The organism is Variovorax sp. YR750 (genome assembly GCF_900109805.1).
In the GTDB taxonomy this organism is placed as follows: domain Bacteria; phylum Pseudomonadota; class Gammaproteobacteria; order Burkholderiales; family Burkholderiaceae_C; genus Variovorax; species Variovorax gossypii.
The window spans coordinates 193,070-212,928 of the sequence record NZ_FOBJ01000006.1; the positions used below are offsets into that span (position 1 = coordinate 193,070).

General features: G+C 67.5%; 22 protein-coding genes. 15 read left to right on the top strand and 7 right to left on the bottom strand.

The window, feature by feature from the left end; genetic code table 11:
- Position 1: 1 nt before the first annotated feature.
- The 10 genes from BMY35_RS14580 to BMY35_RS14620 all read left to right on the top strand — a co-directional run bounded on the left by BMY35_RS14580 (position 2) and on the right by BMY35_RS14620 (position 7,859).
- Complete coding sequence (locus BMY35_RS14580) at positions 2-1,192, top strand: FHA domain-containing protein (protein WP_256228436.1); 1,191 nt, start codon at positions 2-4, stop codon at positions 1,190-1,192.
- A gap of 145 nt (positions 1,193-1,337) precedes the next feature.
- Entirely contained in the window at positions 1,338-1,544 is a 207-nt protein-coding gene (locus BMY35_RS37695; protein WP_021004014.1) for a hypothetical protein, read from the top strand.
- A 73-nt stretch (positions 1,545-1,617) separates the two neighbouring features.
- The gene (locus tag BMY35_RS14585; RefSeq protein WP_093200042.1) at positions 1,618-2,031 is read left to right on the top strand and encodes a hypothetical protein; all 414 of its coding nucleotides are present in this window, start codon (positions 1,618-1,620) and stop codon (positions 2,029-2,031) included.
- Positions 2,032-2,038: 7 nt separating this feature from the next.
- Positions 2,039-2,845: a type III secretion system inner membrane ring lipoprotein SctJ gene (gene sctJ, locus BMY35_RS14590; protein WP_256228440.1), complete on the top strand. Its 807-nt coding sequence runs from the start codon at positions 2,039-2,041 to the stop codon at positions 2,843-2,845.
- 6 nt (positions 2,846-2,851) lie between these two features.
- Positions 2,852-3,556 carry a type III secretion system protein gene (locus tag BMY35_RS14595; protein ID WP_093200043.1) on the top strand — a complete coding sequence of 235 codons (705 nt, stop codon included), beginning with the start codon at positions 2,852-2,854 and terminating at the stop codon, positions 3,554-3,556.
- Positions 3,538-4,176: a type III secretion system stator protein SctL gene (gene sctL / locus BMY35_RS14600; RefSeq protein ID WP_093200052.1), complete on the top strand. Its 639-nt coding sequence runs from the start codon at positions 3,538-3,540 to the stop codon at positions 4,174-4,176. Before BMY35_RS14595 ends, sctL begins: the two co-directional genes overlap by 19 nt.
- Complete coding sequence (locus tag BMY35_RS14605) at positions 4,173-5,519, top strand: FliI/YscN family ATPase (protein ID WP_093200054.1); 1,347 nt, start codon at positions 4,173-4,175, stop codon at positions 5,517-5,519. Before sctL ends, BMY35_RS14605 begins: the two co-directional genes overlap by 4 nt.
- A complete protein-coding gene (locus BMY35_RS14610) occupies positions 5,516-6,004 on the top strand; it encodes a serine kinase (RefSeq protein WP_093200055.1) in 489 nt (162 codons plus the stop codon). The genes BMY35_RS14605 and BMY35_RS14610 overlap by 4 nt, the downstream gene beginning before the upstream one ends.
- A 36-nt stretch (positions 6,005-6,040) precedes the next feature.
- Positions 6,041-6,823 (top strand): type III secretion system export apparatus subunit SctT, encoded by a 783-nt coding sequence (gene sctT / locus BMY35_RS14615; protein WP_093200056.1) that lies wholly within the window; start codon positions 6,041-6,043, stop codon positions 6,821-6,823.
- Positions 6,824-6,827: 4 nt separating this feature from the next.
- Positions 6,828-7,859 (top strand): EscU/YscU/HrcU family type III secretion system export apparatus switch protein, encoded by a 1,032-nt coding sequence (locus tag BMY35_RS14620; protein ID WP_093200057.1) that lies wholly within the window; start codon positions 6,828-6,830, stop codon positions 7,857-7,859.
- 15 nt (positions 7,860-7,874) lie between these two features.
- Here the strand turns inward: BMY35_RS14620 and BMY35_RS14625 are convergent, their stop codons facing one another.
- Positions 7,875-8,672, bottom strand: coding sequence for a helix-turn-helix domain-containing protein (locus BMY35_RS14625; protein WP_177213644.1), 798 nt, complete (start codon positions 8,670-8,672; stop codon positions 7,875-7,877).
- Between the two features lie 399 nt (positions 8,673-9,071).
- On the opposite strand from BMY35_RS14625, the gene BMY35_RS14630 reads away from it, so the two are divergent.
- A complete protein-coding gene (locus BMY35_RS14630; RefSeq protein WP_093200059.1) occupies positions 9,072-10,010 on the top strand; it encodes a helix-turn-helix transcriptional regulator in 939 nt (312 codons plus the stop codon).
- Between the two features lie 55 nt (positions 10,011-10,065).
- Here BMY35_RS14630 and BMY35_RS14635 read toward each other — a convergent pair whose 3' ends face one another.
- Positions 10,066-10,554 (bottom strand): TcpQ domain-containing protein, encoded by a 489-nt coding sequence (locus BMY35_RS14635; protein WP_093200060.1) that lies wholly within the window; start codon positions 10,552-10,554, stop codon positions 10,066-10,068.
- Positions 10,555-10,775: 221 nt separating this feature from the next.
- Positions 10,776-11,051 (bottom strand): hypothetical protein, encoded by a 276-nt coding sequence (locus BMY35_RS14640; protein ID WP_093200061.1) that lies wholly within the window; start codon positions 11,049-11,051, stop codon positions 10,776-10,778.
- A gap of 673 nt (positions 11,052-11,724) precedes the next feature.
- On the opposite strand from BMY35_RS14640, the gene tuf reads away from it, so the two are divergent.
- Complete coding sequence (tuf, locus tag BMY35_RS14645) at positions 11,725-12,918, top strand: elongation factor Tu (protein ID WP_218152992.1); 1,194 nt, start codon at positions 11,725-11,727, stop codon at positions 12,916-12,918.
- Between the two features lie 79 nt (positions 12,919-12,997).
- On the opposite strand, the gene BMY35_RS14650 is transcribed toward tuf, so the two are convergent.
- Entirely contained in the window at positions 12,998-13,432 is a 435-nt protein-coding gene (locus tag BMY35_RS14650) for a VOC family protein (RefSeq protein WP_093200062.1), read from the bottom strand.
- Positions 13,433-13,809: 377 nt separating this feature from the next.
- On the opposite strand from BMY35_RS14650, the gene BMY35_RS14655 reads away from it, so the two are divergent.
- The 3 genes from BMY35_RS14655 to BMY35_RS14665 all read left to right on the top strand — a co-directional run bounded on the left by BMY35_RS14655 (position 13,810) and on the right by BMY35_RS14665 (position 17,793).
- Positions 13,810-14,505 carry a helix-turn-helix transcriptional regulator gene (locus BMY35_RS14655; protein WP_093200065.1) on the top strand — a complete coding sequence of 232 codons (696 nt, stop codon included), beginning with the start codon at positions 13,810-13,812 and terminating at the stop codon, positions 14,503-14,505.
- Between the two features lie 40 nt (positions 14,506-14,545).
- Entirely contained in the window at positions 14,546-16,327 is a 1,782-nt protein-coding gene (locus tag BMY35_RS14660) for a hybrid sensor histidine kinase/response regulator (protein WP_093200068.1), read from the top strand.
- A gap of 110 nt (positions 16,328-16,437) precedes the next feature.
- Complete coding sequence (locus BMY35_RS14665; protein WP_143080678.1) at positions 16,438-17,793, top strand: NHL repeat-containing protein; 1,356 nt, start codon at positions 16,438-16,440, stop codon at positions 17,791-17,793.
- A gap of 58 nt (positions 17,794-17,851) precedes the next feature.
- Here BMY35_RS14665 and BMY35_RS14670 read toward each other — a convergent pair whose 3' ends face one another.
- The 3 genes from BMY35_RS14670 to BMY35_RS14680 all read right to left on the bottom strand — a co-directional run bounded on the left by BMY35_RS14670 (position 17,852) and on the right by BMY35_RS14680 (position 19,616).
- The gene (locus BMY35_RS14670; RefSeq protein WP_371287170.1) at positions 17,852-18,199 is read right to left on the bottom strand and encodes an SMI1/KNR4 family protein; all 348 of its coding nucleotides are present in this window, start codon (positions 18,197-18,199) and stop codon (positions 17,852-17,854) included.
- A gap of 56 nt (positions 18,200-18,255) precedes the next feature.
- Positions 18,256-18,648 carry a DUF7668 domain-containing protein gene (locus tag BMY35_RS14675; RefSeq protein ID WP_093200086.1) on the bottom strand — a complete coding sequence of 131 codons (393 nt, stop codon included), beginning with the start codon at positions 18,646-18,648 and terminating at the stop codon, positions 18,256-18,258.
- A gap of 74 nt (positions 18,649-18,722) precedes the next feature.
- Entirely contained in the window at positions 18,723-19,616 is an 894-nt protein-coding gene (locus tag BMY35_RS14680) for a DMT family transporter (RefSeq protein WP_093200089.1), read from the bottom strand.
- Between the last annotated feature and the right edge of the window lie 243 nt (positions 19,617-19,859).

A 19,859-nucleotide genomic window follows, 5' to 3' on the forward strand; every position in this document is an offset into this window, starting at 1 on the left:
CGTGCGCGACCAGGACGACGACATCTCCCTCGACGGCGAAGAGCAGGCCGCGGCCGGCCCGGCTCCGGCTGCGCTCGGCGACGGCTGGTGCCTGCGCTTCCTCAGCGGCGCGGTGAAGGGGCGGACCATCGCGCTCAAGCCCGGCCTCAACGTGCTGGGTTCGGGCGGCGACTGCGAGGTGATGCTGCCCGGCGGCGACGTGCTGCCGCGCCATCTGGCGTTCACCGTCGGCGAACTGGTGGTGTCGATGCAGCGCCTGGGAACGGCCTCGGCGCGGCTCAACGGCGAGGACATGCGGCAGCCGCGCAGGAGCGTGGTGGCGGGCGACGTGGTGAGCCTGGGCCAGATCGACTTCCAGCTCGACCGCAGCTATGCCTCCCGCGTGCGCGAGGACCGCATGTTCGCCCCGGACCATGCGGCGCAGCCCGATGCGCTCGCGCAGGCGAGCCCGTCGACGGCCCGATCGCGGCGCCTGGGCTACTGGGCGGGCGGCGTGATAGCGATGCTGGCGCTCGTCGGCCTGGCCGCCGTGTCGCTCGGCGATGCGGGCGCCAGTTCGCGGCGCACCGCCCGCGTGGACCTGGCCGCGGTGGAGAAGGCGCTCGTGCCGTTCCCCGAGGTGGAAGTGGTGGCCGCGCAGGGCGGCCGGCTCGGCGTGAAGGGTTATGTCGAGTCGAGGCAGCGCCGCGAGGCCCTGCAGCAGGCGATGGAGCCCTTCGGCAGCCAGGTCAGCGTCAACGTGCATTCCGCCGAGGACATGGTCGAGCAGGCGCGTCGCTACGTGGGCGACCCCGGCGTGGCGGTCACCTACACCGGCCAGGGCCGCCTGGTGCTTACCGGCACGGTGGAAGACGCGGCCGTGCGGCAGAAGATCCGCAGGCTCAGCGAAGACCTGCATCCGTCGGTGCTGGTCTCCGACAAGGTCCAGTACCGCGAGAAGCCCGCCGCCGAGCCCAAGGAGACCGACCTGCGCACGCAGTGGGACGGCTGGCAGAGCGTGCTGCCGGCGCGCATGGTGAGCATCACCGAGGACGGCAACGGCCTGCGCCACATCCAGCTGTCCAACGGCAGCAGGTACTACGAAGGCTCGGTGCTGCGCTCCGGCGCCGAACTCAAGCGCATCGACGCCGACGGGCTGGTCCTGAGCGGCGGTGTGCCCGACAGCGGCAACAACAACAGGCGCGGGAGGTGAGGCATGGCCATCGGCAAGGTCCTCCTCGCGCGCACCCCGGATTTCATGCGGCGCCGCATCCGTGCGCCGCGTGGAATGGCTCCGTCCCGCCGGGACGGAGCGCTTCAACCCTCGTAAATCATCCTTTCTTGACCAGGAGATACACATGGCAGGCGCAGTTGACAGCTCTATCCAGCAGATGAACCAGGCCGCGGCGGACAACGCCAGGCTGATGTCGGCCAGCATGGCCGCCTCCACCAGCATCCAGGGCGCGGCCTCCACCGCGCACACGGTCAACGGTGCGAGCGCCGCCGGCGGCGAGGTGGCCAAGTCCACCGGCAACGACATCCGCCAGTCGGCCAAGTCCTCGTAAGCAGGTCCGCGCGATGCCCCCGGGGTGCATCGCGCGGCCCTTTTCCCCAAGGACCCCCGAAAAGAGGTGAACCATGACCGATCCCACCGCGCTGGTCGCGGCAGGCGCGCAGCCGGCTGGCGTGTCCGGGCCCGCGGCGGCGCAGCAATCCGCGGCCCCTTCGCGCCTCGATCCGGGCGAGACCCGGATGTTCGCCAACATGATGCAGGGCGTGCAGGCGCCGCCGTCCGCGGTGGCCGCGCCGAGTGCGCTGGGCGATGCCGCCAAGGCGCTCGCGTCCCAGCTCTCGGGCAACGTGCGCTCCTACGAGGAGATGCGCCGCAGCATGCTCGAGTCGATCGACATGTCCGACCCCATCAAGACCATGTTCGCGATGACCGACCACGCCATGGAGGCGCACATGATGTTCGCGAAGATGCACATTTCCACGGGCCTGGCGAGCGCCGCCACCAGCCTGTTCGGCACCCTGCTGAAGAACCAGCAGTGAGGACGCCGTGAAGCTGCTGTCGCGCACCATTTCATTCATTCCGCGCCGTGGCCGCTGGCTCGCGGCGCTGGCCCTGCTGATGGCATTGGGCGGCTGCAAGGTCGGCCTGTATTCCAACCTCAACGAGCAGGAAGCCAACGAGATCGTCGCCGCGCTGTCGTCCGAAGGCATCGATGCGGCCAAGAGCCGCGTGGAGGGCAGCAACTGGCAGGTCGAGGTCGACGAAAGCCGCATGAGCGCCGCGCTCGACGTGCTGCGCGCCCAGGGCCTGCCTCACGAGCGCTTCGCCACCATGGGCGAGGTGTTCCAGAAGCAGGGGCTGGTGTCCACGCCCTCCGAGGAGCGCATGCGCTACATCTATGCGGTCTCGCAGGAGCTGTCGCAGACGCTGCGCAACGTGGACGGCGTGGTGTCCGCGCGCGTGCACGTAGTGATCCCGGCCAACGATCCGCTCAGCGAGAAGACGCGGCCGTCGTCGGCCGCGGTGTTCATCAAGCACCGGCCGGACGTGGACATCCGCCTGCTGGCGCCGGCCGTGAAGGAGATGGTGGCGCACAGCATCGAGGGGCTGACGCACGACCAGGTGTCGCTGTCGCTGTTCGAGGCGCGCCGGCCGGCGGTGTCGGCGGCCGCCCTGGCAGGCGGCGCCAGGGAGCGACCGATGGTGCTGGGCCTGTTCCCGGCCTCGACCGCGATGGTGCTGCTGGGCCTGCTGCTTGTGGCCGCCGTCTGCCTCATGGTGCTGCCGGTGCTGCTGCGCAGGCAGGGCGTCGACTGGCGCAACTGGGCGCGCCGCCAGGTGCTCAGGCGCTGACACGCGATGCCGGCATCCGCTCCTTCCGTCGGCCCCCAAACCGCACAGGCCGCGCCCGGCCCGATGGACCTCGTGCGACTGGTGATGCGCTTCAACCTGCATCCCGAGATCGACCTGCATCCGAGCTGGCTGCCAGCCGACTGGCCGGCGCGCCATCGCATTCCGGCGCGGCTGGGGGAAGCAGGCCGCACGGTTCTTGCCGGCCAGCTGCGCCGCAGCCAGGGGCCGGCGAACGGCGCCGCAGACTACAACTTCGACGCCCGCCTCAAGCGCGTGGTGCTGCTCGACGGCGCCGCGCTGCGACGGCTCGCGGCCTACCTGGGCTTCTGCGTGCACCTGCCGCTGTTTCGGCTGCGCGGCGGAGCGGGGGCGCAGATCCGCCGCCAGGCCCGCCGCTTCGATGCGGATGCCGTGGAGTTCCTGCTCGAGCGCGTGCCGCAGCTCACCGAGCTGCGCATGGACAACGCCGCGCTGCAGCAGTGGCCGCTTTCCGCGGGCCGGGTCGCGGTCGACCGGGGCTACCGCCTGCTGCTGGCGGCGGCCGCCGCCGAAGGCGACGCGGTGCGCCGTCGCCTGGGACACAAGCTGCCGCGCCGCATCTCGGCGCTCGGCGCGCCGCCGCTGCAGCGGCGCCAGATCCTGCAACTCAACGAACTGATGCTCTCGTGCATCGTTCCCGAAAGACTGCCCCAATGGGATTGGCTTTTCTGATCACGACCGAGAACCTGCAACTCCTGAGCGAGCGCAAGGTCCTGAAGGAACACGAGTACGCGGCGCTGCTCGACGCATCGACCGTGGTCGAGACCGCGCGGCGCGAGGCGCGCCGCATCGTGCAGCAGGCCACGCAGGATGCCGAGGCCGGCCGCAGGCAGGGCTACGAAGAAGGCCTGCGGCAGGCCAGGACGGAATATGCGACCCAGCTGGTGACCGACACCGTGGCGGCCGAGCGCCAGCTCCATGCCTTGCGCGAGTCCATGGCGCAGATCGTGGTCAAGGCCGTGGGGCAGTTCATTGCCGACGCGGACCCGGCGACGCTGTTCGAGGCGGCGCTGCTGCGCGTCGACACCCTGATCCGCCAGGAGCCCTTCATCACCGTGCGCGTGGCGCCCGCGCAGGAGGCGATCATGCGCGGCGTGGTCGCGCGGCTGCGCAGCGACGCCAACTGGTCCATGACCGTGCACTTCGTGGCCGACGCGGCGCTGCCCGTCGGTGCATGCGTGCTGCAGACGGCGTCCGGCGTGCTCGACATCGGCGCCGATGCACAGCTCGAGGCCTTTCGCCGCGCGGTGGAGCGCAGCGGCCTCGGCGAGGCCGGGGAGGGGCAGCAGTGAATCCGGTGTCCGACGCGGCGCTGGGCATCGTCGCCGAGCTCGAGCAGGCACTGGGCCGCGTCACGCCGGCGACGATTCGCGGGCGCGTGAGCAAGGCGGTGGGCATGCTGATCGACGCATCGGGCATCCAGGCCCATGTGGGCGAGCTGTGCGAACTGGTCACGCCAGGCGAGCCGCCGCTGCTGGCCGAGGTGGTGGGGTTTCGCGACAACACCGCCATCCTCACGCCGCTCGGGCCGATCACCGGCATCTCGGCGCTGACCGAGGTGCTGCCCACGGGGCGCGGCCATGTCTGTCCCGTCGGCGCGGGCCTGCTCGGGCGGGTGCTCGATGCGCTGGGCCAGCCCATCGACGAGAAGGGGCCGCTGAAGACCCGCACGCTGCTGCCGGTGCACCGCGAACCCGTGAGCCCGCTGGCGCGCCGCATGATCGAGGCGCCGCTGCCCACAGGAATTCGCGCGGTCGACAGCCTGCTCACGCTCGGCGAGGGGCAGCGCGTGGGCGTGTTCGCGCCGCCGGGCGTGGGCAAGAGCACGCTGCTGGGCATGCTCGCGCGCGGCGCGACGGCCGACGTGAACGTGATCGCGCTGATCGGCGAGCGCGGGCGCGAGGTGAAGGAGTTCATCGAGCACAACCTCGGCGCCGAGGGGCTGGCGAAGACGGTGATGGTGGTCTCCACCTCCGACCGGCCGCCGATGGAGCGCATCAAGTCGGCCTACGTGGCCACCACCATCGCCGAGCATTTCCGCGACCAGGGCAAGAAGGTGCTGCTGCTGGTCGACTCGCTCACGCGCTTCGCGCGCGCGCAGCGCGAGATCGGCCTCGCGAGCGGCGAGCCACCCACGCGGCGCAGCTATCCGCCCTCGATCTTCTCGATGCTGCCGCAGCTGCTGGAGCGCGCGGGGCAGGGCAGGACCGGTTCCATCACGGCCGTCTACTCGGTGCTCACCGAGGGCGACGAGGAGAGCGACCCCATCGCCGAGGAGGTGCGTTCGATCCTCGACGGTCACATCGTGCTGTCGCGCAAGGTCGCGGCGGCCAACCGCTATCCGGCGATCGACGTGCTCGCGAGCATCAGCCGCGTGATGCCGCTGGTGACCTCGCGCGAGCACCGCGCGGCGGCGGCGCATTTTCGCGGCCTGCTGGCCAAGTACCAGGAGATGGAGCTGCTCGTGCAGATCGGCGAGTACAAGGCCGGCGCCGACGCGCTGGCCGACGAGGCGATCGGTGCGCGACCGGCGATGCTCGAATTCCTGTCGCAGCCGCCGGACGCGAGCCTGCCCTATGCGCAATCGGTCGAGGTACTGCGGCAGTTCGGCTGGACCGGGGAGCCCGCGCGATGAGCGGCGTCGACTGGAAACTGCTGGTGGGCGTGCGGGAGCGCCAGAAGACCGCGGCCATGGGCGTGGTCGCGCGCGACAGGGCCGCCGCCGAACAGAGCCACGCCGAACTCCGGCAGGCCGAGGCGTGGCAGCAGCAGCAGGTGCAGAACAAGGCCGCGCACTGGCAGGCGACGACCGGCGCGCTCTCGCACGGGGAATGCAGCGTTGCGCAACTGCGGCATGCGGGTGCCTGGAGCACCGCGCTCGATGCGCGGATCGCCGAGGCCGGCCAGCTCGCCGCGCAGGCCGGACAGGCCCACGCGCTGCGCGAGAGCACGCTCGAGGCCAGCCGGCAGAAGCTGCGCGCCGCCAGCGGCGATGTCGAGAAGGCGCAGCAGATGCTGCAGCGCGCACGCAGCGAGCAACTGCGCCTGCGCGAGCTCCGGCTCGACGATGCGACCGAGGAAGCTACCTCGCAGGCCTGGGCCGCACGGCGCAGGGCATAGAGCGCCCGACGAAACGACGAGAGAGACCCATTGCCCGTGGACGCTTCCATCGAACTGGCCAGCCTCGAGAGGTTCTTCTCGTCGGTAGTGCTAACCCTGCCGCGGCTGTTCGCGATCTTCGCGGTGGTGCCCTTTCTTTCGGGCGGCATGCTCACCGGCACGGTGCGCAACGGCCTGCTACTGATGCTTGCGCTGTTCATGTCGCCCGTGGCGGGCGACATGCCGGTGGCCTCCATCGGCACCTGGGTGCTCATCGCCGGCAAGGAGGCTTTCATCGGCCTGCTGCTGGGTCTGGGCTTCGGCATCTTCATCTGGGCGGTGCAGAGCGTGGGCGACCTGATCGACTTCCAGACCGGCTCCAGCAACGCGTCGTTCTTCGACCCCGTGGCGGGCCACGAGAACGGGCCCACGGGCGAGTTCCTCGGCTGGATGGTGATCACGCTGTTCGTCTCGGCCGGCGGGCTGCTGGCGATGCTGGGCGTGGTCGTCGACTCCTACCGGCTCTGGCCTGTGGCCTCGTTCTTTCCGAACCTGGGGCTGGTGATCGAGCAGTTCGCGATCCGCCAGGGCGACACGCTGTTCCTGTGGATCGTCAAGCTGGCCTCGCCGGTGATCTTCGTGCTGCTGCTGGTCGAGCTGGGCGTGGGCCTCGTCAGCCGCGTGGCGCCGCAGCTCAACGTGTTCGTGTTCTCGCAGCCCCTCAAGAGCCTGCTGGCGCATCTGATGATGCTGCTGTTCGTGTTCTTCGTGTACGAGTCGCTGCAGGAATTCCTGCGGCCCGAGAACGGCGTGCTCGACTTCCTGCGGGCCACGCTCTAGCGCCATGGCGGAGAAAGACCAGGACCCAACGCCCAAGCGGCTGCGCGACGCGCGCAAGCGCGGCGAGGTGGTGTTCAGCAGCGACGTGGCATCGACCGTCGTGTTCGCCGTGGTCGTGGTCTGCATGTGGCTCGGAGGCGGCGCCCTCTACAGTCTGCTGCGCGAACTCTGGCTGCACGCCACCAGCACCAGCCTGCTGACGCAGCCCGACGACCGCTTCGCCGAGCTGCTGCTGCACACGGGAGAGGCACTCGCGCGGGGCACGCTGCCCATCATGGCCATTGCCGCCGTGGCCGGCATCGCGGGCTCGCTGGCCCAGGTGGGGGGGGTGGCGGCGTGGGAGCGGCTGAAGCCCGACGTGAACCGCATGAACCCGGCGCAGGGGCTGCAGCGCATCTTCTCCACGCGCAACCTCATCAACCTGCTGAAGATGAGCCTGAAGACGCTGCTGCTCGCGGGCCTGATGTTCGTGGTGGTGCGCGGCTTCGTCGATACCTCGCTCAAGCTGGGGTATGCCAACCCTGCGGCCATCATGACCGCCGCGGCCCACATGGTGCTGGTGACCTTCGGGTGGTCGGTCGTGATCTTCGCGCTGATGGCCGCGGTGGACTACGCGCACGAGCACTTCGAGTTCATGAAGCAACAGCGCATGTCCATCGAGGACATCCGCCAGGAATACAAGGAAGTGGAGGGCGACCCGATCAACCAGTCGCGCCGCCGCTCCGCGCACTTCGAGGCTGTGTACGCCAGCCTGGGAGATCGCGTGCGCATGGCTTCGGCCGTGATCCATTCGGCCCGCACGGCCGTCGCACTGCAGTACCTGGGCGAGACCGACCTGCCGCGCGTGATCGCGCGCGGCGAGGGCGAAGTTGCAGCGCAGATCCGGCGCTTTGCCGGCGAGGGCCTGGTGCCGATGGAGTTCGAGCCTTCTCTGGCCGAGCGCATCTATGCGGAGGTTCCGGTGGACCAGCCGATTCCGCGTTCGCTGTATGCGCCCGTGGCCACTTTGCTGCGCTGGGCGCAGGGCATCGGATGACACCAGGGCCGCGAGCTATCCGGCGATGCCGTTCCTGGCAGAGGGTGGCTGCAGCGCGTCGAGCGCGGCGAGCCTGCGGTAGTCGCCCGGCAGCACGGCGTAAGTGCTCATGAAGGTCTTGTGCAGATGACTCTGGTCGGTGAAGCCCGCCGCATGCGCCGCGTAGGTGACGTGGGCGCCGCCGGCGATGAGGTCGCGCGCGTACTCGATGCGGTGGCCCACCAGCATCTCGTGCGGCGTGAAGCCCCAGGCCGCGCTGAAGCGCCTCTGCACGTGCACGGGGTGCCAGCCGACCGCATCGGCCAGGCTGTCGAGGGTCATGCGTTGATGGAAGCCCGATGCGATCAGGGCATAGAGCCGGTTCAGGCGTTCGTCGCCGCTGTCGGGGAATGGTCGTTCCGCGTCGAGGGAGTCGTTCTCCGTGGGCGAGGGAGCGGGGAGCCACTGCGCGAGGCGCCGGCGCAGCAGTGCGCGGCCGGCCGCGATGTCCTCGGGGTCGCCGGTGCTCGTGGGAACGAAAAGCAGGCGGTGGCATTCGAGGAATTCGAGCGCGGCGGCGGCGTCGATGAACACCGAGACGCCCGCATCGTTCTCCACGCGCGCGAGCGGCAGCGCATCGTCCGCGGGGCTGATGCAGCGTGCCACGGCAAGGCTGCAGAAGAGGGCGTCTTCGCGCCAGGCATGCGAGCGCGCCTGCACCGAGTGCCAGACATGCGGCGCGATCCGAAACAGTGCGCCCGGCGGCACCACGGTGACGCGCGTGCCGCTGCGCACCTGGAGCTCTGTGTCGGCCACCGCGAGGGTGAAACCCACGTGCCGGTGCGGCCGGACTTCGCGATGGCGAAACCGGTTGATCGTGAATTGAAGACCAGCGAGATCCGCGTCTCGCCAGTATTGGGAGGCAGGCAGTGCCATGGAGGACCGGGGTGTGTGCGGAGGTCGGGCGTTTGCCTCGCGCGATGTGCAGCATGCCAGCGCCGCCGGCATCTGTGAAGCCTCGGCCGGGCGCGCATCTGCGCAGGACGCGCATTGTTCAGGCGAAGGTACTCAGTTGGATGCGCGTGCCGCGGGCCATTGCCGGTCGCCACCCACCCTGGAGCCGGCAAATGCGTTGGAAGCTAAAAATTTACAAGGCGATGACAAGGCCCTTGCGGTACTTTGGCCCAAGTCCGTCGCCCTCTCCGGCATGGCGGTACATCCATCAGGCCTTCCATGATTCTGTCTACCTTGTTTCATCGTGCCTCGCCTGCGTCGGCGTCCGAGGCGCAGGGTTTCGATCCGGTGTCGCGGTCGCAAGCGGAGCAGCAACCCGCCAATCCGGTTCCGCAGTTCTATGACGAAGAACATCTGTACCTGCCGCGAAGCGCGCCGCCCCATGCCGGCGGCGTGCCGGCCATAGTCGGCGACCTGCTGGATGCGCCCAGCAACGAAGCCCGCACGGCATTGGTGCGCAGCATGCTCCACGCGCTCGATTTCGACTGGCTGGGCTACGGCACGGTGGCGTACATGCGGGGCCACTGGTGGCCGCTGAGCTTCTTCACCGCCTACGCGAACCCCGAATGGACGAAGCGCTACTTCGCGCACAACCATTGCGGCGTCGATCTCAGGCAGCAGGGCGTGCCCGCGTCGAGCCTTCCGCTAGCGTGGGACGTGGCCCAGCTCGAGGCCCTGGCGGCGGAGACGTCGGACGAGCTGAGCGAAGAGCGGCAGCGGTTTCTCGACGACCTGTATGCCAGCGGCATCCGCAGCGGGCTGCTGTTTCGCCTGGCATCTCCCACGCACGTGAACCAGCACACGGTGATCAGCCTGCTGTCGCGCAGGCCAGGAAGCGACTGGATCAGCGACAGCGTGATCGGGCAGGGGCTGATACTGGGGCTGGGCGTGCACGAGTACGTGTCGCGCCATACGCGCATCGTCGGTGCGCCGGGCGCGGGCCGCATCGAGATCTCGGCCACGCAGCAGGACATCCTGCAGCATCTGCTGCAGGGGCGCAGCGACAAGGAAATCGCCAACCGGCTGGACCTGTCGTCCCATACCGTGGACTACCACATGCGCCAGTTGCGCCGCCGCTTCGCCGCGCGCAACCGGGTGCAGCTGGTGAATGCCGTGCAGCAGGGCGACAGCGACTTCGGGGTGCTCAGCGAGATCTAGGCGCGACGGCGGCGGTCGTTCGATCCGCGGGCCTGATTGATCGGGGGCGACGGACCTACCGGGTACTCTCCTGGTCACGCACGTGAAGAACGGTGCCGTCCTCCGAGAACTCGAGCAGCAGCGGTGCATCCAGCATCTGATACTTCTGCGCGAGCTGGAACAACGCATCCTTGAAGGACCCGCTGAACTTGCCGGCGCGCGCCTCGGGCGTGATCGTGTAGTCGCGAGTGCTGTCCCAGCGCACTTCGATGCCCACGGCGGAACCCCAATGCATGATCACGAGGCGCAAGGAGTCGTCCTCGATGGGCCATTGAGCGCGGACGGCGTTGATTCTTCGATCGTTGAGCCAGGCTGCTCCTGTGGCGGGTGCGCTGGATGCGGCGCTTGCGGGGAGAACTTCCTCCGGCCCCGGAAGCGCAACGCCCGCGGGCATGTCCCGCGATATCTTTTCAACTTGCACTCCCGCCGTTGCATTGGCGAGCGTCGCGGCAAGGCTCATGTTGATGCCTACCCAGATTGAAGGATGGAACAGGGCCTTTCTCATCGGCGAATTTGCGGGGCGACAGGGGTTGGAAAGATCGATCGAGAGCCAGCGGCACGCGGTCCGGTGCGGCGTGGCAAAAAGTCAGTCCTTTATCTTATCTGGCTCGCTTACCCTTGACTGGGACGCGGCCAGTTCCTGCAGTTGCCTGCCCTGGATGAAAAAACGGACCCCAAGGGTCCGTTGATGTCTGTCTTTGGGCCCCCGGCGCTGCCAGGGAAAACCTATTCGACGGTTTCACCGTCCTCTTCGTCTTCCGAGTCGGCTTCTTCAGCACGACGGACCGTCACGAAGTTGGTGGCGTCTTCCACGAACCCCATGACCTTTTCGTCGGGTGCCATTCCGCGCACTTCGGTCTGGATGCCGTCGCCATTCTTGTAGTCGACCTGCACCAGTGCAAAGCAGGCCAGCGGCTCTTCCAGTTCTCCTTCGTCGCCGCCGTCGTAGACAGCGACCCACCCTTCGGCGGGCATGATCTGAAGGATCTTCACATCTTCCATCGATTCACTCCAAGTAAAAACGCCGCGCAGCATAGCCCATGGAAAGAGCGGCTCCGAAGAGACGGCGAAGAAATCCCCTTGCTGCGCGCGTGCAACGCTCCTGTTGCCGGATCGCGATGGCGGTGTTAGCCTTCGCGCCCCTGTAGATCAACCATCGCGCTGCGGCCAACAGTCGCTGCAGCAGAAACCCATGAAGCAATTCCTGACCGCGCAAGACGCATCGATGACCCGCACCTTTGCGGCGGCTTCGCTGCGCGCTTTTGGCGCCGAATCGCTTTCGTAGATAGAGCCTTTGCACCCGGAGGCTCGGCCTCCTGAGTTTCACAAGACCCGGTAGGCCTCAAGCCACCGGGTCTTTTGTTTTCCACCTGCTTCGCTGGAGAGATGGACATGAGCACCGAACGAGAACTGCCTTTCGCCGCATGCGCTGCAAGCGCAGCGCTGTCCTTCGACTTCGCGGAGTGGTTCGTGTAGAGCCTCCTGGCCCTCGTGCGCCTGGAGGTCCATCCTTCAGGCAAGAGAAGAAAGCCTGTCGGGTGGTCCACCCGGCAGGCTTTTTTCTTTTGTCCGCATGGCGGGCACCCCGAGTCTGGCGCGCGCGCCGACAACCCGCCGGATGTTTCGCCTGGCCAGCGAATCGGATGGCTTTTCAAATCTCAAACTGGAGAAAAACATGATGAACAAGGTTCATGTGAACGTCGGAACCATCGGTCACGTCGACCACGGCAAGACGACGCTGACGGCTGCTCTTACCTTCGTGCAGGCCGCACGCACCGGCGGCCGCGCTCTGTCCTATGGACAGATCGACAACGCGAAGGAAGAGCGCGAGCGCGGCATCACGATCAACACCTCGCACGTCGAGTACGAGTCGGACAGCCGACACTACGCGCACATCGACTGCCCGGGACACGCCGACTACATCAAGAACATGATCACCGGCGCCTCGCAGATGGACGGCGCGATCCTGCTGGTCGACGGCACCGAAGGTGCCGCGCGGCAGACCATCGAGCATGTGCTGCTCGCGCGCCAGGTGAACGTCGGCCACATGGTGGTGTTCGTGAACAAGATGGACCTCGTCGCGGAAAGCGATCGCGCGGACATTGAGCAGCTGATCGAAATGGAGATCGGCGCGCTGCTCGCTGCGCACGGATACCGCGATGCCCGCTTCGTCTTCGGCAGCGCGCTGAAGGCCTTGGCCGCCGCGGAACGCGGCGAGCTCGAAGGTTCTGACGTGCAATGCATCGTCGAACTCGTGGGTGCGTTGGACTCGTGCATTCCCGATCCGGTGCGCGACTACGGCGCGCCGTTCATGATGCCCGTCGAAGGCGTGCACACCATCACGGGCCGCGGCACCGTGGTCAGCGGCCGTGTCGAGCGCGGAGTGATCCGGGTCGGTGACAGCCTGGAGATCGTCGGCCTCAGCTCTGGGGGCGAAGGCCAGGTGGTCGTGACCGGCGTGCAGTCCTTCCACAAGGACGTCGCCGAGGCTCGGGCCGGCATGAACGTCGGGCTGCTGCTGCGCGGGGTCAAGCGCGACGATGTCGTGCGAGGCCAGGTCGTGGTGAAGCCCGGTGCGCTGAAGCCGTATCGGACGGGGCGTGCGCAGATCTTCGTTCTCGGCAAGGACGAAGGCGGTCGCCACACGCCGTTCGGCTCCGGCTACCAGCCGCAGTTCTTCTTCGGCACGACCGACGTGACGGGTGTCATCCGAGTCGACACCGAGACCGGCATGGTCGAGCCGGGCGCGCAGGCGCAGATCAGCTTCGAGCTGAACAAGCCTGTGGCCATCGAGAACGGCATGCGGTTCGCGATGCGCGAAGGCGGCAAGACCGTCGGCGCGGGCATCGTGACCGAGGTGCTCGGCTGAAAGGCTGATGCCTGTTTGCCCCTGTCGTCTGCTTGCCAGGCGGCAGGGGCTTTTTTCTTCCTGTGGCCGCTGCCCGCTCTCAGCCTAGCTGCTCGGCAAGCCCGACGATGATGCCCTCGGGCCCTCGAATATAGGCAAGCCGGTACGACTCCCCGTACTGCATCCGCCCGATGAGTTCCGCGCCGTGCGCCTGTATTCGCTCAACGACGGCATCGATGTCATCGACGGCGAACATGACGCGGCGAAGGCCCAGTGCATTCACCGGCGCATCCACGGGCCCGAACCTGATTGCATCCGGCGTGTGGAACTTGTCCAGCTCGATTCCCTGCCCATCGGGAGTGCGCAGCATTGCGAGAGTGGCCCGGACGTCTCCCAGCCCTATGAGGCTTCCGATAGCGGCCCCTTCGACCGTGGTCTGGCCCTCGAGCGTGAGGCCCAGTTCGATGAAGAACGCCTTCACCGCTTCGAGATCGTCGACGACGATCAGGACGTTGTCCATTCGCTTGACTGTCATGTCCTCGGGTCCTTTCTTCAACGGCCGTGCCGGTTCGCGTGCCGGTTGCCTTGCACGCCTCGCGAGGGGCTTTCTGAAGGCATATGCCTTCTTGCGTATGCCTTCCCATTTGGGCGGCAAATGAATTCGAGAGGGAGGGCGCGTCCGGCATCGTAGACAGAAATCTGTTGCCAGGCAGAAAGATGCTTCTACCCCTTCTTTCCCTCGTGGAAGTGGGCATCGAACCGGTAGTGAGCAACGCGAGGTCGACTTGATCGTTCATCAGGTCGAGCAGCGTTTGTGTGTCGTCATGGCAGTGGCTGCACGCAACAGGAGTGCGGATCTCATGACTTTGGTCATTTCGGGTTCGTGAATGCCCGCCCTAAGATGCCCGCATCATGGCCACTGCCACATCGTTGCCGCCGCATCTCGCTCCGTTGCGCAGCGAGACCGGCGTTTCCATACCGGCGCGGGGCATCCTGGTGGTCGACGACCACGAGCTGGTGCGCCTGGGCCTGCGGGCGCTCTTGCTGGCGGAGACCGGCAGCGTGCCGGTGCACGAGGCACGCTCCCTGGCCGATGCATTGCGCCTGTACGAGTTCCACCTCACCTCGCATCTCCTGGTGCTGCTCGATCTCGACCTGCCCGATTCCCAGGGGCTGGATACCCTGGTGCGCTTCAAGCGCGCCTTTCCCGCATCGCGTGTGGTCGTGCTCTCGGGCAAGGACAGCCATGCGCTGACGCAAGGGGTGATGGCACTCGGCGCGCAGGCCTTCCTGCCCAAGACGGGCCACCTGGGCGAGGTGTTGCGCTACGTGAGGGACAACGATCTGGTCGCTCTGCCGGCATCGCCGCCCCCGTTGCCGTCCCCGGTCGCCGTTAGCGCCATGCCGGCGACGGCGGCCGACGAGCAGCAGCCGCAGCTCAATGCGCGCCAGGTCGAGATCCTCGACTGGCTGCTGTCCGGCAAGTCGAACAAGGAGATCGCGCAGCTCTCGCACCTGACCGAGGGCACGGTCAAGAACCATGTGTCCACCCTGTTGTTGCTGTTCGGCATGCGCTCGCGAGCCCAGCTCATCAGCAGCCTGAAGTGATCTCTGCGCGACATGCGGCCTTGAACGTGGCGATGCCGGCATGCCTGCGATGAATGACCCGCATCCGCCCGAGCTGGCCGAACGCGTGCTGCGCGAGCAGGTGGCCGCGGTCCATGCCAATGCGCCGGCTGCCTATCTCGCGGACTTCCTCACGGCGCAGTCGCTGGGCATCGGCCTGTTCGTGGCGACGTGGCGCTGGCAGGTCCTGCTGTGGATGGCGCTGCACCTGACGCTGACGCTGCGGCGCGCCTACCGGCGGTATCGGCGCAGCCCCGATGCGGCGGCCCATCCCGAGTACTGGGCGCGCTTCAATGCGCGCAACGTGCTGCTGCGCTCCTGCGTCTGGGGCCTGGCGCCCTGGCTTTGCGTTCCGCCGGGGCGCAACCTGGGACTCTGGGTGATGGTCATCGTGATGATGATGGGCGGCTGCGCAGGCGGTGCGCTGTCGCTGGCGGTTCTCAAGCGCAACATTCCGCGCTTCATCGTGCCCAGCATGGCGAGCCTGACCCTGGCGCTGGCCTGGCGCGGGGACAACACGCACCTCTTCCTGGCCACAGGCTGCCTGCTGTACATGTGCGTGATGATCATGTTCGCGCTGCAGCATCATCGGCTGTTGACCGCCGCGCTGACCATGCGTTTCGAGAAGGAGGCGCTGGCCGAGCAGCTGAGCCACCAGATTGCCGCTACCCAGCGTGCGAGCGAGGAGAAGACACGCTTCCTTGCGGCAGCGAGCCACGATCTGCGGCAGCCCCTTCACGCCATCGCCTTGTTCGGCGCCGTCATCGAGAAGAAGCTCAAGGGCACCCAGGAATGGGACCACGCGGTGCGGCTGATGGATGCGGTCGGAACGCTCGGCGATTCGCTCGACATCCTGCTCGACATCTCGCGGCTGGATGCCGGCGAGGTGGCGCCGCAGATTCGACCCGTGGAGCTCAATCCGCTGTTCCTCGCGCTCAACAATGTGTTCGTGGCGCAGGCGGCCGACCGCGATCTTCAACTGCGGCTGCGTGCCACGCCTTGCTGGGTACTGAGCGATCCGCAGCTGCTGCAGCGGCTCTTGTCCAACCTCGTGGACAACGCGCTGAAATATACGTCGCGCGGCGGCGTGGTGGTGGCCGCCCGTGCACGCGGGTCGCTGGTGTGGATCGACGTGTGCGACACCGGCATCGGCATCGCTGACGAGCACCTCGGCCGCATCTTCGACGAGTTCTACCAGATCGGTAATCCGGGGCGCGATCGGGCGAAGGGGCTGGGCATCGGCCTGTCCATCGTGCAGCGGCTCTCGCGCCTGCTGGCGCATCCGCTGCAGGTGCGCTCCCGCCTGCATCGCGGCAGCCGCTTTCGCCTGGTGCTTCCGGCGGTTATGGCTTCGGGTGTCGTGCCGCTCGCCGCATGCCCGGGTGCCGCCTTGCCGCTGCCGCGGCGCGTGTTGCTCATCGACGATGAAGCCGCGATACGGCAGGCAGTCACCGGGCTGTTGCAGGCCCACGGCGTGACCATCGACGCGGTGGCCGGAGAGGCGGAAGCCGAGGCCGTGCTGGCGCGCGCCGGGCGTGGAAGTTCTCCTGTCGACGTGCTGCTGTGCGACGTGCGGCTGGCCGACGGTGCCGACGGACTGGCCGCGGCGCAGCGGCTGCGCTCGCGCCATGGCCCTGGCCTGCAGGTGCTGCTGATCACCGGGGAAACCGCGCCGCAGCGACAGCAGCAGATGCTCGACTCCGGCTTGCAGGTGCTGCTCAAGCCGGTGGCCGCCGACAGGCTCCTGCAGGCCCTTGCATCGCTGACGACACACGATGCGACGCACGCCCGCATGCGCGCCTGAGCATCTTTTTTTCTGCGCGTTGCGATGACCTTCGACACTGGATCGCGGGGGTAGCCGACCCTACCGTGGAGCCTTCTCGTTCACTCCACTTGAAACAAGGAAGGCCCATCATGAATACCACTCGTACCGTTTCCCGTGCATGGCGTACACCAGCCGCGCTGCTCATGACGAATCTCCTGCTGGCGGCCTGTGGTGGCGGTGGGGGTGGAGGCGGGGGCTTCCCCGGCTTCGCTGTCGCTCCTGCGCCAGCGCCTGCTTCGCAGGGAACGCCGGCACCCGCGCCCGCGCCGGAAGACACCACGCCCTCCATCACGGCGCAGCCATCGGATACCACTATTGGCCAGGGTGTGGCCGCCACGTTGAAGGTACAGGCCGCGCATGCCACGACCTACCAGTGGCAGCGCAGCGTCGATGGCGGTGCCAGCTGGACCGATGTCTCCGGTGCCACGGGCGACAGCTTCACCACTGGCGCCAATCAACTGGCCGACAGCGGCCAGCAACTGCGCGTGCGCGTTACTGGCGCCGATGGCAGCGTGACCAGCCGTGCCGCCACGCTGACAGTCAAGCCCTGGGTCGCCAACGTGCTGGCGACCACGGGGGTGACATACAACCATCCCTATCAGCTCGTGCTCGATGCCAGCGGCGCCAACCTCTACGTGGCCATGGGCGGCAACGGCTCTGTCTACAGGATCGACACGGCGAGCGGCAGCGGCGCGGAAGTGACGCCGGGAACGACCATGAACACGCCGTATGGCCTGGCACTGGCAACCGACGGCACTCTGTATGTGAGCGACCAGCATCGCATCAACAAGATCGCTGCCAACGCCACGACCTACAGCACCTGGGTCGGCGACGGCACCAGCGGGTACGCCGACAGCCCGGCCGTTCCGATGTTCAGCAACCCCGCCAGCATCGCGCTCGACGGCGCAGGCAATCTCTTCGTGGCAGACCTGGGAAACAAGCGCGTGCGCAAGGTCGCGGCCGATGGCACCACGAGCACGCTTGCGGGCGATGGCACGCAGGCCAACCTGGACGGGGTCGGCACGGCCGCCCAGTTTGCCCGCCCGCAGGGCCTGGCGATCAGCCGCGATGGCCGCACGCTGTATGACACGGACACCGACAGCTTGTGCCTGCGCAAGATCGACGTGGCCAGCGCCACGGTGAGCACGCTGCTGGGCGATTGCGCCAACGGCGGCGTGATCGACGGAACGGCCGCCACGCCGGCCAAGCTCGGCTACTCCTACGGCGTGACGGTGGATGCGCATGACAACGTGTTCCTGACCCATGCCTGGGACGGCGTGGCGCGCGTGGTCACGCCTGCGGGAGAGATCACCACGCTGCGGGACAGCAACGGCACGGCACTCGCGTTCAACTTCCCGATCGGCCTGGCGGTGGCCAGCGACGGGACCGTCTACGTGGGCGCATCCAACGGCAATCAGATCTACAAGCTCACGCTGGCGCCTTGATCGGGGCCGGGGGGCTTCGGCTTGCACCGCGCGAGCCGAAGATCCTTTGCCTGTCGGTCTAGAGCTTGCAGCCCGACCGTACCCACTCATCGAGGTCGTCGGCCACTTCGACAAAGTCGGCGCGAGACATGCTGCCGTGGCCCACCAGGTACACGGGCGTCGGCCACTTGTCCGGAGCCACGACGATGGCGCTGCCTCCGCCGTCGTCGCCGATCGTCAGCCAGCCGGGGCAGTACTCGCGGGTCTCGTAGGTCTCGTTGCGCTCGAGAAGATCGGCGAGCGCATAGAAGTACGCGAGCTCGCCGATGGAGGTGTCGTTGATTCCGAGCAGCATCGCCCGCAAGGGAGACGAGATGGCGCAGCCGCTCCATTCTTCTGTTGCTTGAAATACTTCTTCGGATGTCATTTGCCAAGTGCTTGTTCGGAAGGGCCCGCCTTGGCCGGATGCCGCGACGACAGGAGCTACATCACGTGGATGTCGTTCAGCCGTACCGTCAGCCCGTCCGGGCCTTCCTCGATGTCGAAGGTCGCGGTGAGGTCGGAGACATACCCGTCGATGTTCAGGTCGTACCAGATCTCGCCGATGCATCCACGGCCGTTCTCCTGCCAGCGCGTGACTTCCTTTCGCTGGGAGATGTCGGTGGGTTCTCCGTTCAGCGTGACCTTCTGGCCGGCGTTGCATTCGCCGTACGACTTGACGACCTGTCCGATGAGCGCCGGCGTCCATTGCATGGACGGCTCGTGCGCGGTGAACTCATAGGCGGCGACGTAGTCTTCGGCCTCCATCAGCCTCGCCCATTCGTCGGCGAATGCGATGAGGTCGTCGTCGGTGGCGGATGCGGGTAGGTGGGCCATGGCTGCGGAGCAGATGCGGGGAGCGGGAGACCGTGGTTGATCGAGGACGATTGTGGCCCGCGGTGCGCCGCGGTTCAGGCCGCCTGCTGCTTCTCGCGTGCAGACCTCGGCGCCTCGCTCCGCGCCAGCCAGAGTCCGCTCGCCACGATCAACGCCCCGCCGCCCAGCGTCCATGCATCGGGCGCGGCCTGCCAGAACACCCAGTCGAACAGCAGCGCCCAGGCGAGGGCGCTGTATTCGAAGGGAGCGATGGCGGCGGCCTGGCCATGGCGGAAGGCCTCGGCGATGGCCACCTGGCCCAGGAAGCCGCTGATGGCCAGGCCCGCAAGCAGCCACATGTGCTGTGACTGGATGGGCACCCATTGCGGCGCCGATGCCAGGCTGCCGCCCACGGCCATGCCGAACGTGGTCCAGAAGACCAGCGAGGAGCTCGGCTCGGTGCGGCTGATGAGCCGGCCCAGCATGTTCGACAGCGCATAGCAGGCCGCTGCCACCAGGATCGCCAGCGCACCCGTCGAGAGAAAGGCGCCCTGTTCGGGCCGCAGCGCGATCACGACACCGGCGAAGCCCAGCCCGATGGCGATCCAGTGCCGCGGCTGGATCGATTCGCCCAGCATGGGCACGGCGATCAGCACCATCAGCAGCGGAGCGATGAAGGTGAGCGTATAGGCCTCGGCCATGCCCAGGGTCTTCAGGCCATGGACGAAGAGCACGAGCATCGTCATGTTGAGCGCGGTGCGCAGCAGGTGCAGCGGCCAGCGCAGGCGGCGGTTGAAGACGCCGGCCGTCTCGCGTCGCCAGACGATGTAAAGGCACACCAGCGGCAGGGCAGTGAGGCCGCGCAGTGCCATCACCTGCACCGGCGGGTAGTGCCCGGCCAAGTTCTTGAGCACCGCGTCCATGCAGGCGAAGAAGGCGCAGGCCAACAGCATCGCGGCGATGCCGCGCAGGGTTCCGGTCGATTGCATGTTCGGGTCGTGTCTCGCGGCAGTGGCCGGGAAGGGGCCTTGTTCTTGGCCGTCCAGCACAGGTGCTGCGAACGGTTGGTCGTGGCAGGAGTCCGTGGCCTGAACTTGCGCTGGGCAGCTCTTCCGGATCGACTGCGACGAGTCGTCGAGGATACCGGGCGAAGAGGATTCTCGATGAGGCCCGGGTATTGCGATGGTGGCCGACGACCAGTCGGATATTCGACGCGCACCGACTCCCGGTGG

Excerpts from the sequence above, each read along its gene's own strand:
- BMY35_RS14585 (WP_093200042.1), top strand. The coding sequence starts at position 1,618 with ATGACCGATCCCACCGCGCTGGTCGCGGCAGGCGCGCAGCCGGCTGGC.
- BMY35_RS14595 (WP_093200043.1), top strand. The coding sequence starts at position 2,852 with ATGCCGGCATCCGCTCCTTCCGTCGGCCCCCAAACCGCACAGGCCGCG.
- BMY35_RS14660 (WP_093200068.1), top strand. The coding sequence starts at position 14,546 with ATGCCTGCGATGAATGACCCGCATCCGCCCGAGCTGGCCGAACGCGTG.
- BMY35_RS14630 (WP_093200059.1), top strand. The coding sequence starts at position 9,072 with ATGATTCTGTCTACCTTGTTTCATCGTGCCTCGCCTGCGTCGGCGTCC.
- BMY35_RS14675 (WP_093200086.1), bottom strand. The coding sequence starts at position 18,648 with ATGGCCCACCTACCCGCATCCGCCACCGACGACGACCTCATCGCATTC.
- BMY35_RS14680 (WP_093200089.1), bottom strand. The coding sequence starts at position 19,616 with ATGCAATCGACCGGAACCCTGCGCGGCATCGCCGCGATGCTGTTGGCC.
- tuf (WP_218152992.1), top strand. The coding sequence starts at position 11,725 with ATGATGAACAAGGTTCATGTGAACGTCGGAACCATCGGTCACGTCGAC.
- BMY35_RS14670 (WP_371287170.1), bottom strand. The coding sequence starts at position 18,199 with ATGACATCCGAAGAAGTATTTCAAGCAACAGAAGAATGGAGCGGCTGC.
- BMY35_RS14650 (WP_093200062.1), bottom strand. The coding sequence starts at position 13,432 with ATGACAGTCAAGCGAATGGACAACGTCCTGATCGTCGTCGACGATCTC.
- sctL (WP_093200052.1), top strand. The coding sequence starts at position 3,538 with ATGGGATTGGCTTTTCTGATCACGACCGAGAACCTGCAACTCCTGAGC.
- BMY35_RS14640 (WP_093200061.1), bottom strand. The coding sequence starts at position 11,051 with ATGGAAGATGTGAAGATCCTTCAGATCATGCCCGCCGAAGGGTGGGTC.
- BMY35_RS14635 (WP_093200060.1), bottom strand. The coding sequence starts at position 10,554 with ATGAGAAAGGCCCTGTTCCATCCTTCAATCTGGGTAGGCATCAACATG.
- BMY35_RS14620 (WP_093200057.1), top strand. The coding sequence starts at position 6,828 with ATGGCGGAGAAAGACCAGGACCCAACGCCCAAGCGGCTGCGCGACGCG.
- BMY35_RS14665 (WP_143080678.1), top strand. The coding sequence starts at position 16,438 with ATGAATACCACTCGTACCGTTTCCCGTGCATGGCGTACACCAGCCGCG.
- BMY35_RS14610 (WP_093200055.1), top strand. The coding sequence starts at position 5,516 with ATGAGCGGCGTCGACTGGAAACTGCTGGTGGGCGTGCGGGAGCGCCAG.
- BMY35_RS37695 (WP_021004014.1), top strand. The coding sequence starts at position 1,338 with ATGGCAGGCGCAGTTGACAGCTCTATCCAGCAGATGAACCAGGCCGCG.
- BMY35_RS14655 (WP_093200065.1), top strand. The coding sequence starts at position 13,810 with ATGGCCACTGCCACATCGTTGCCGCCGCATCTCGCTCCGTTGCGCAGC.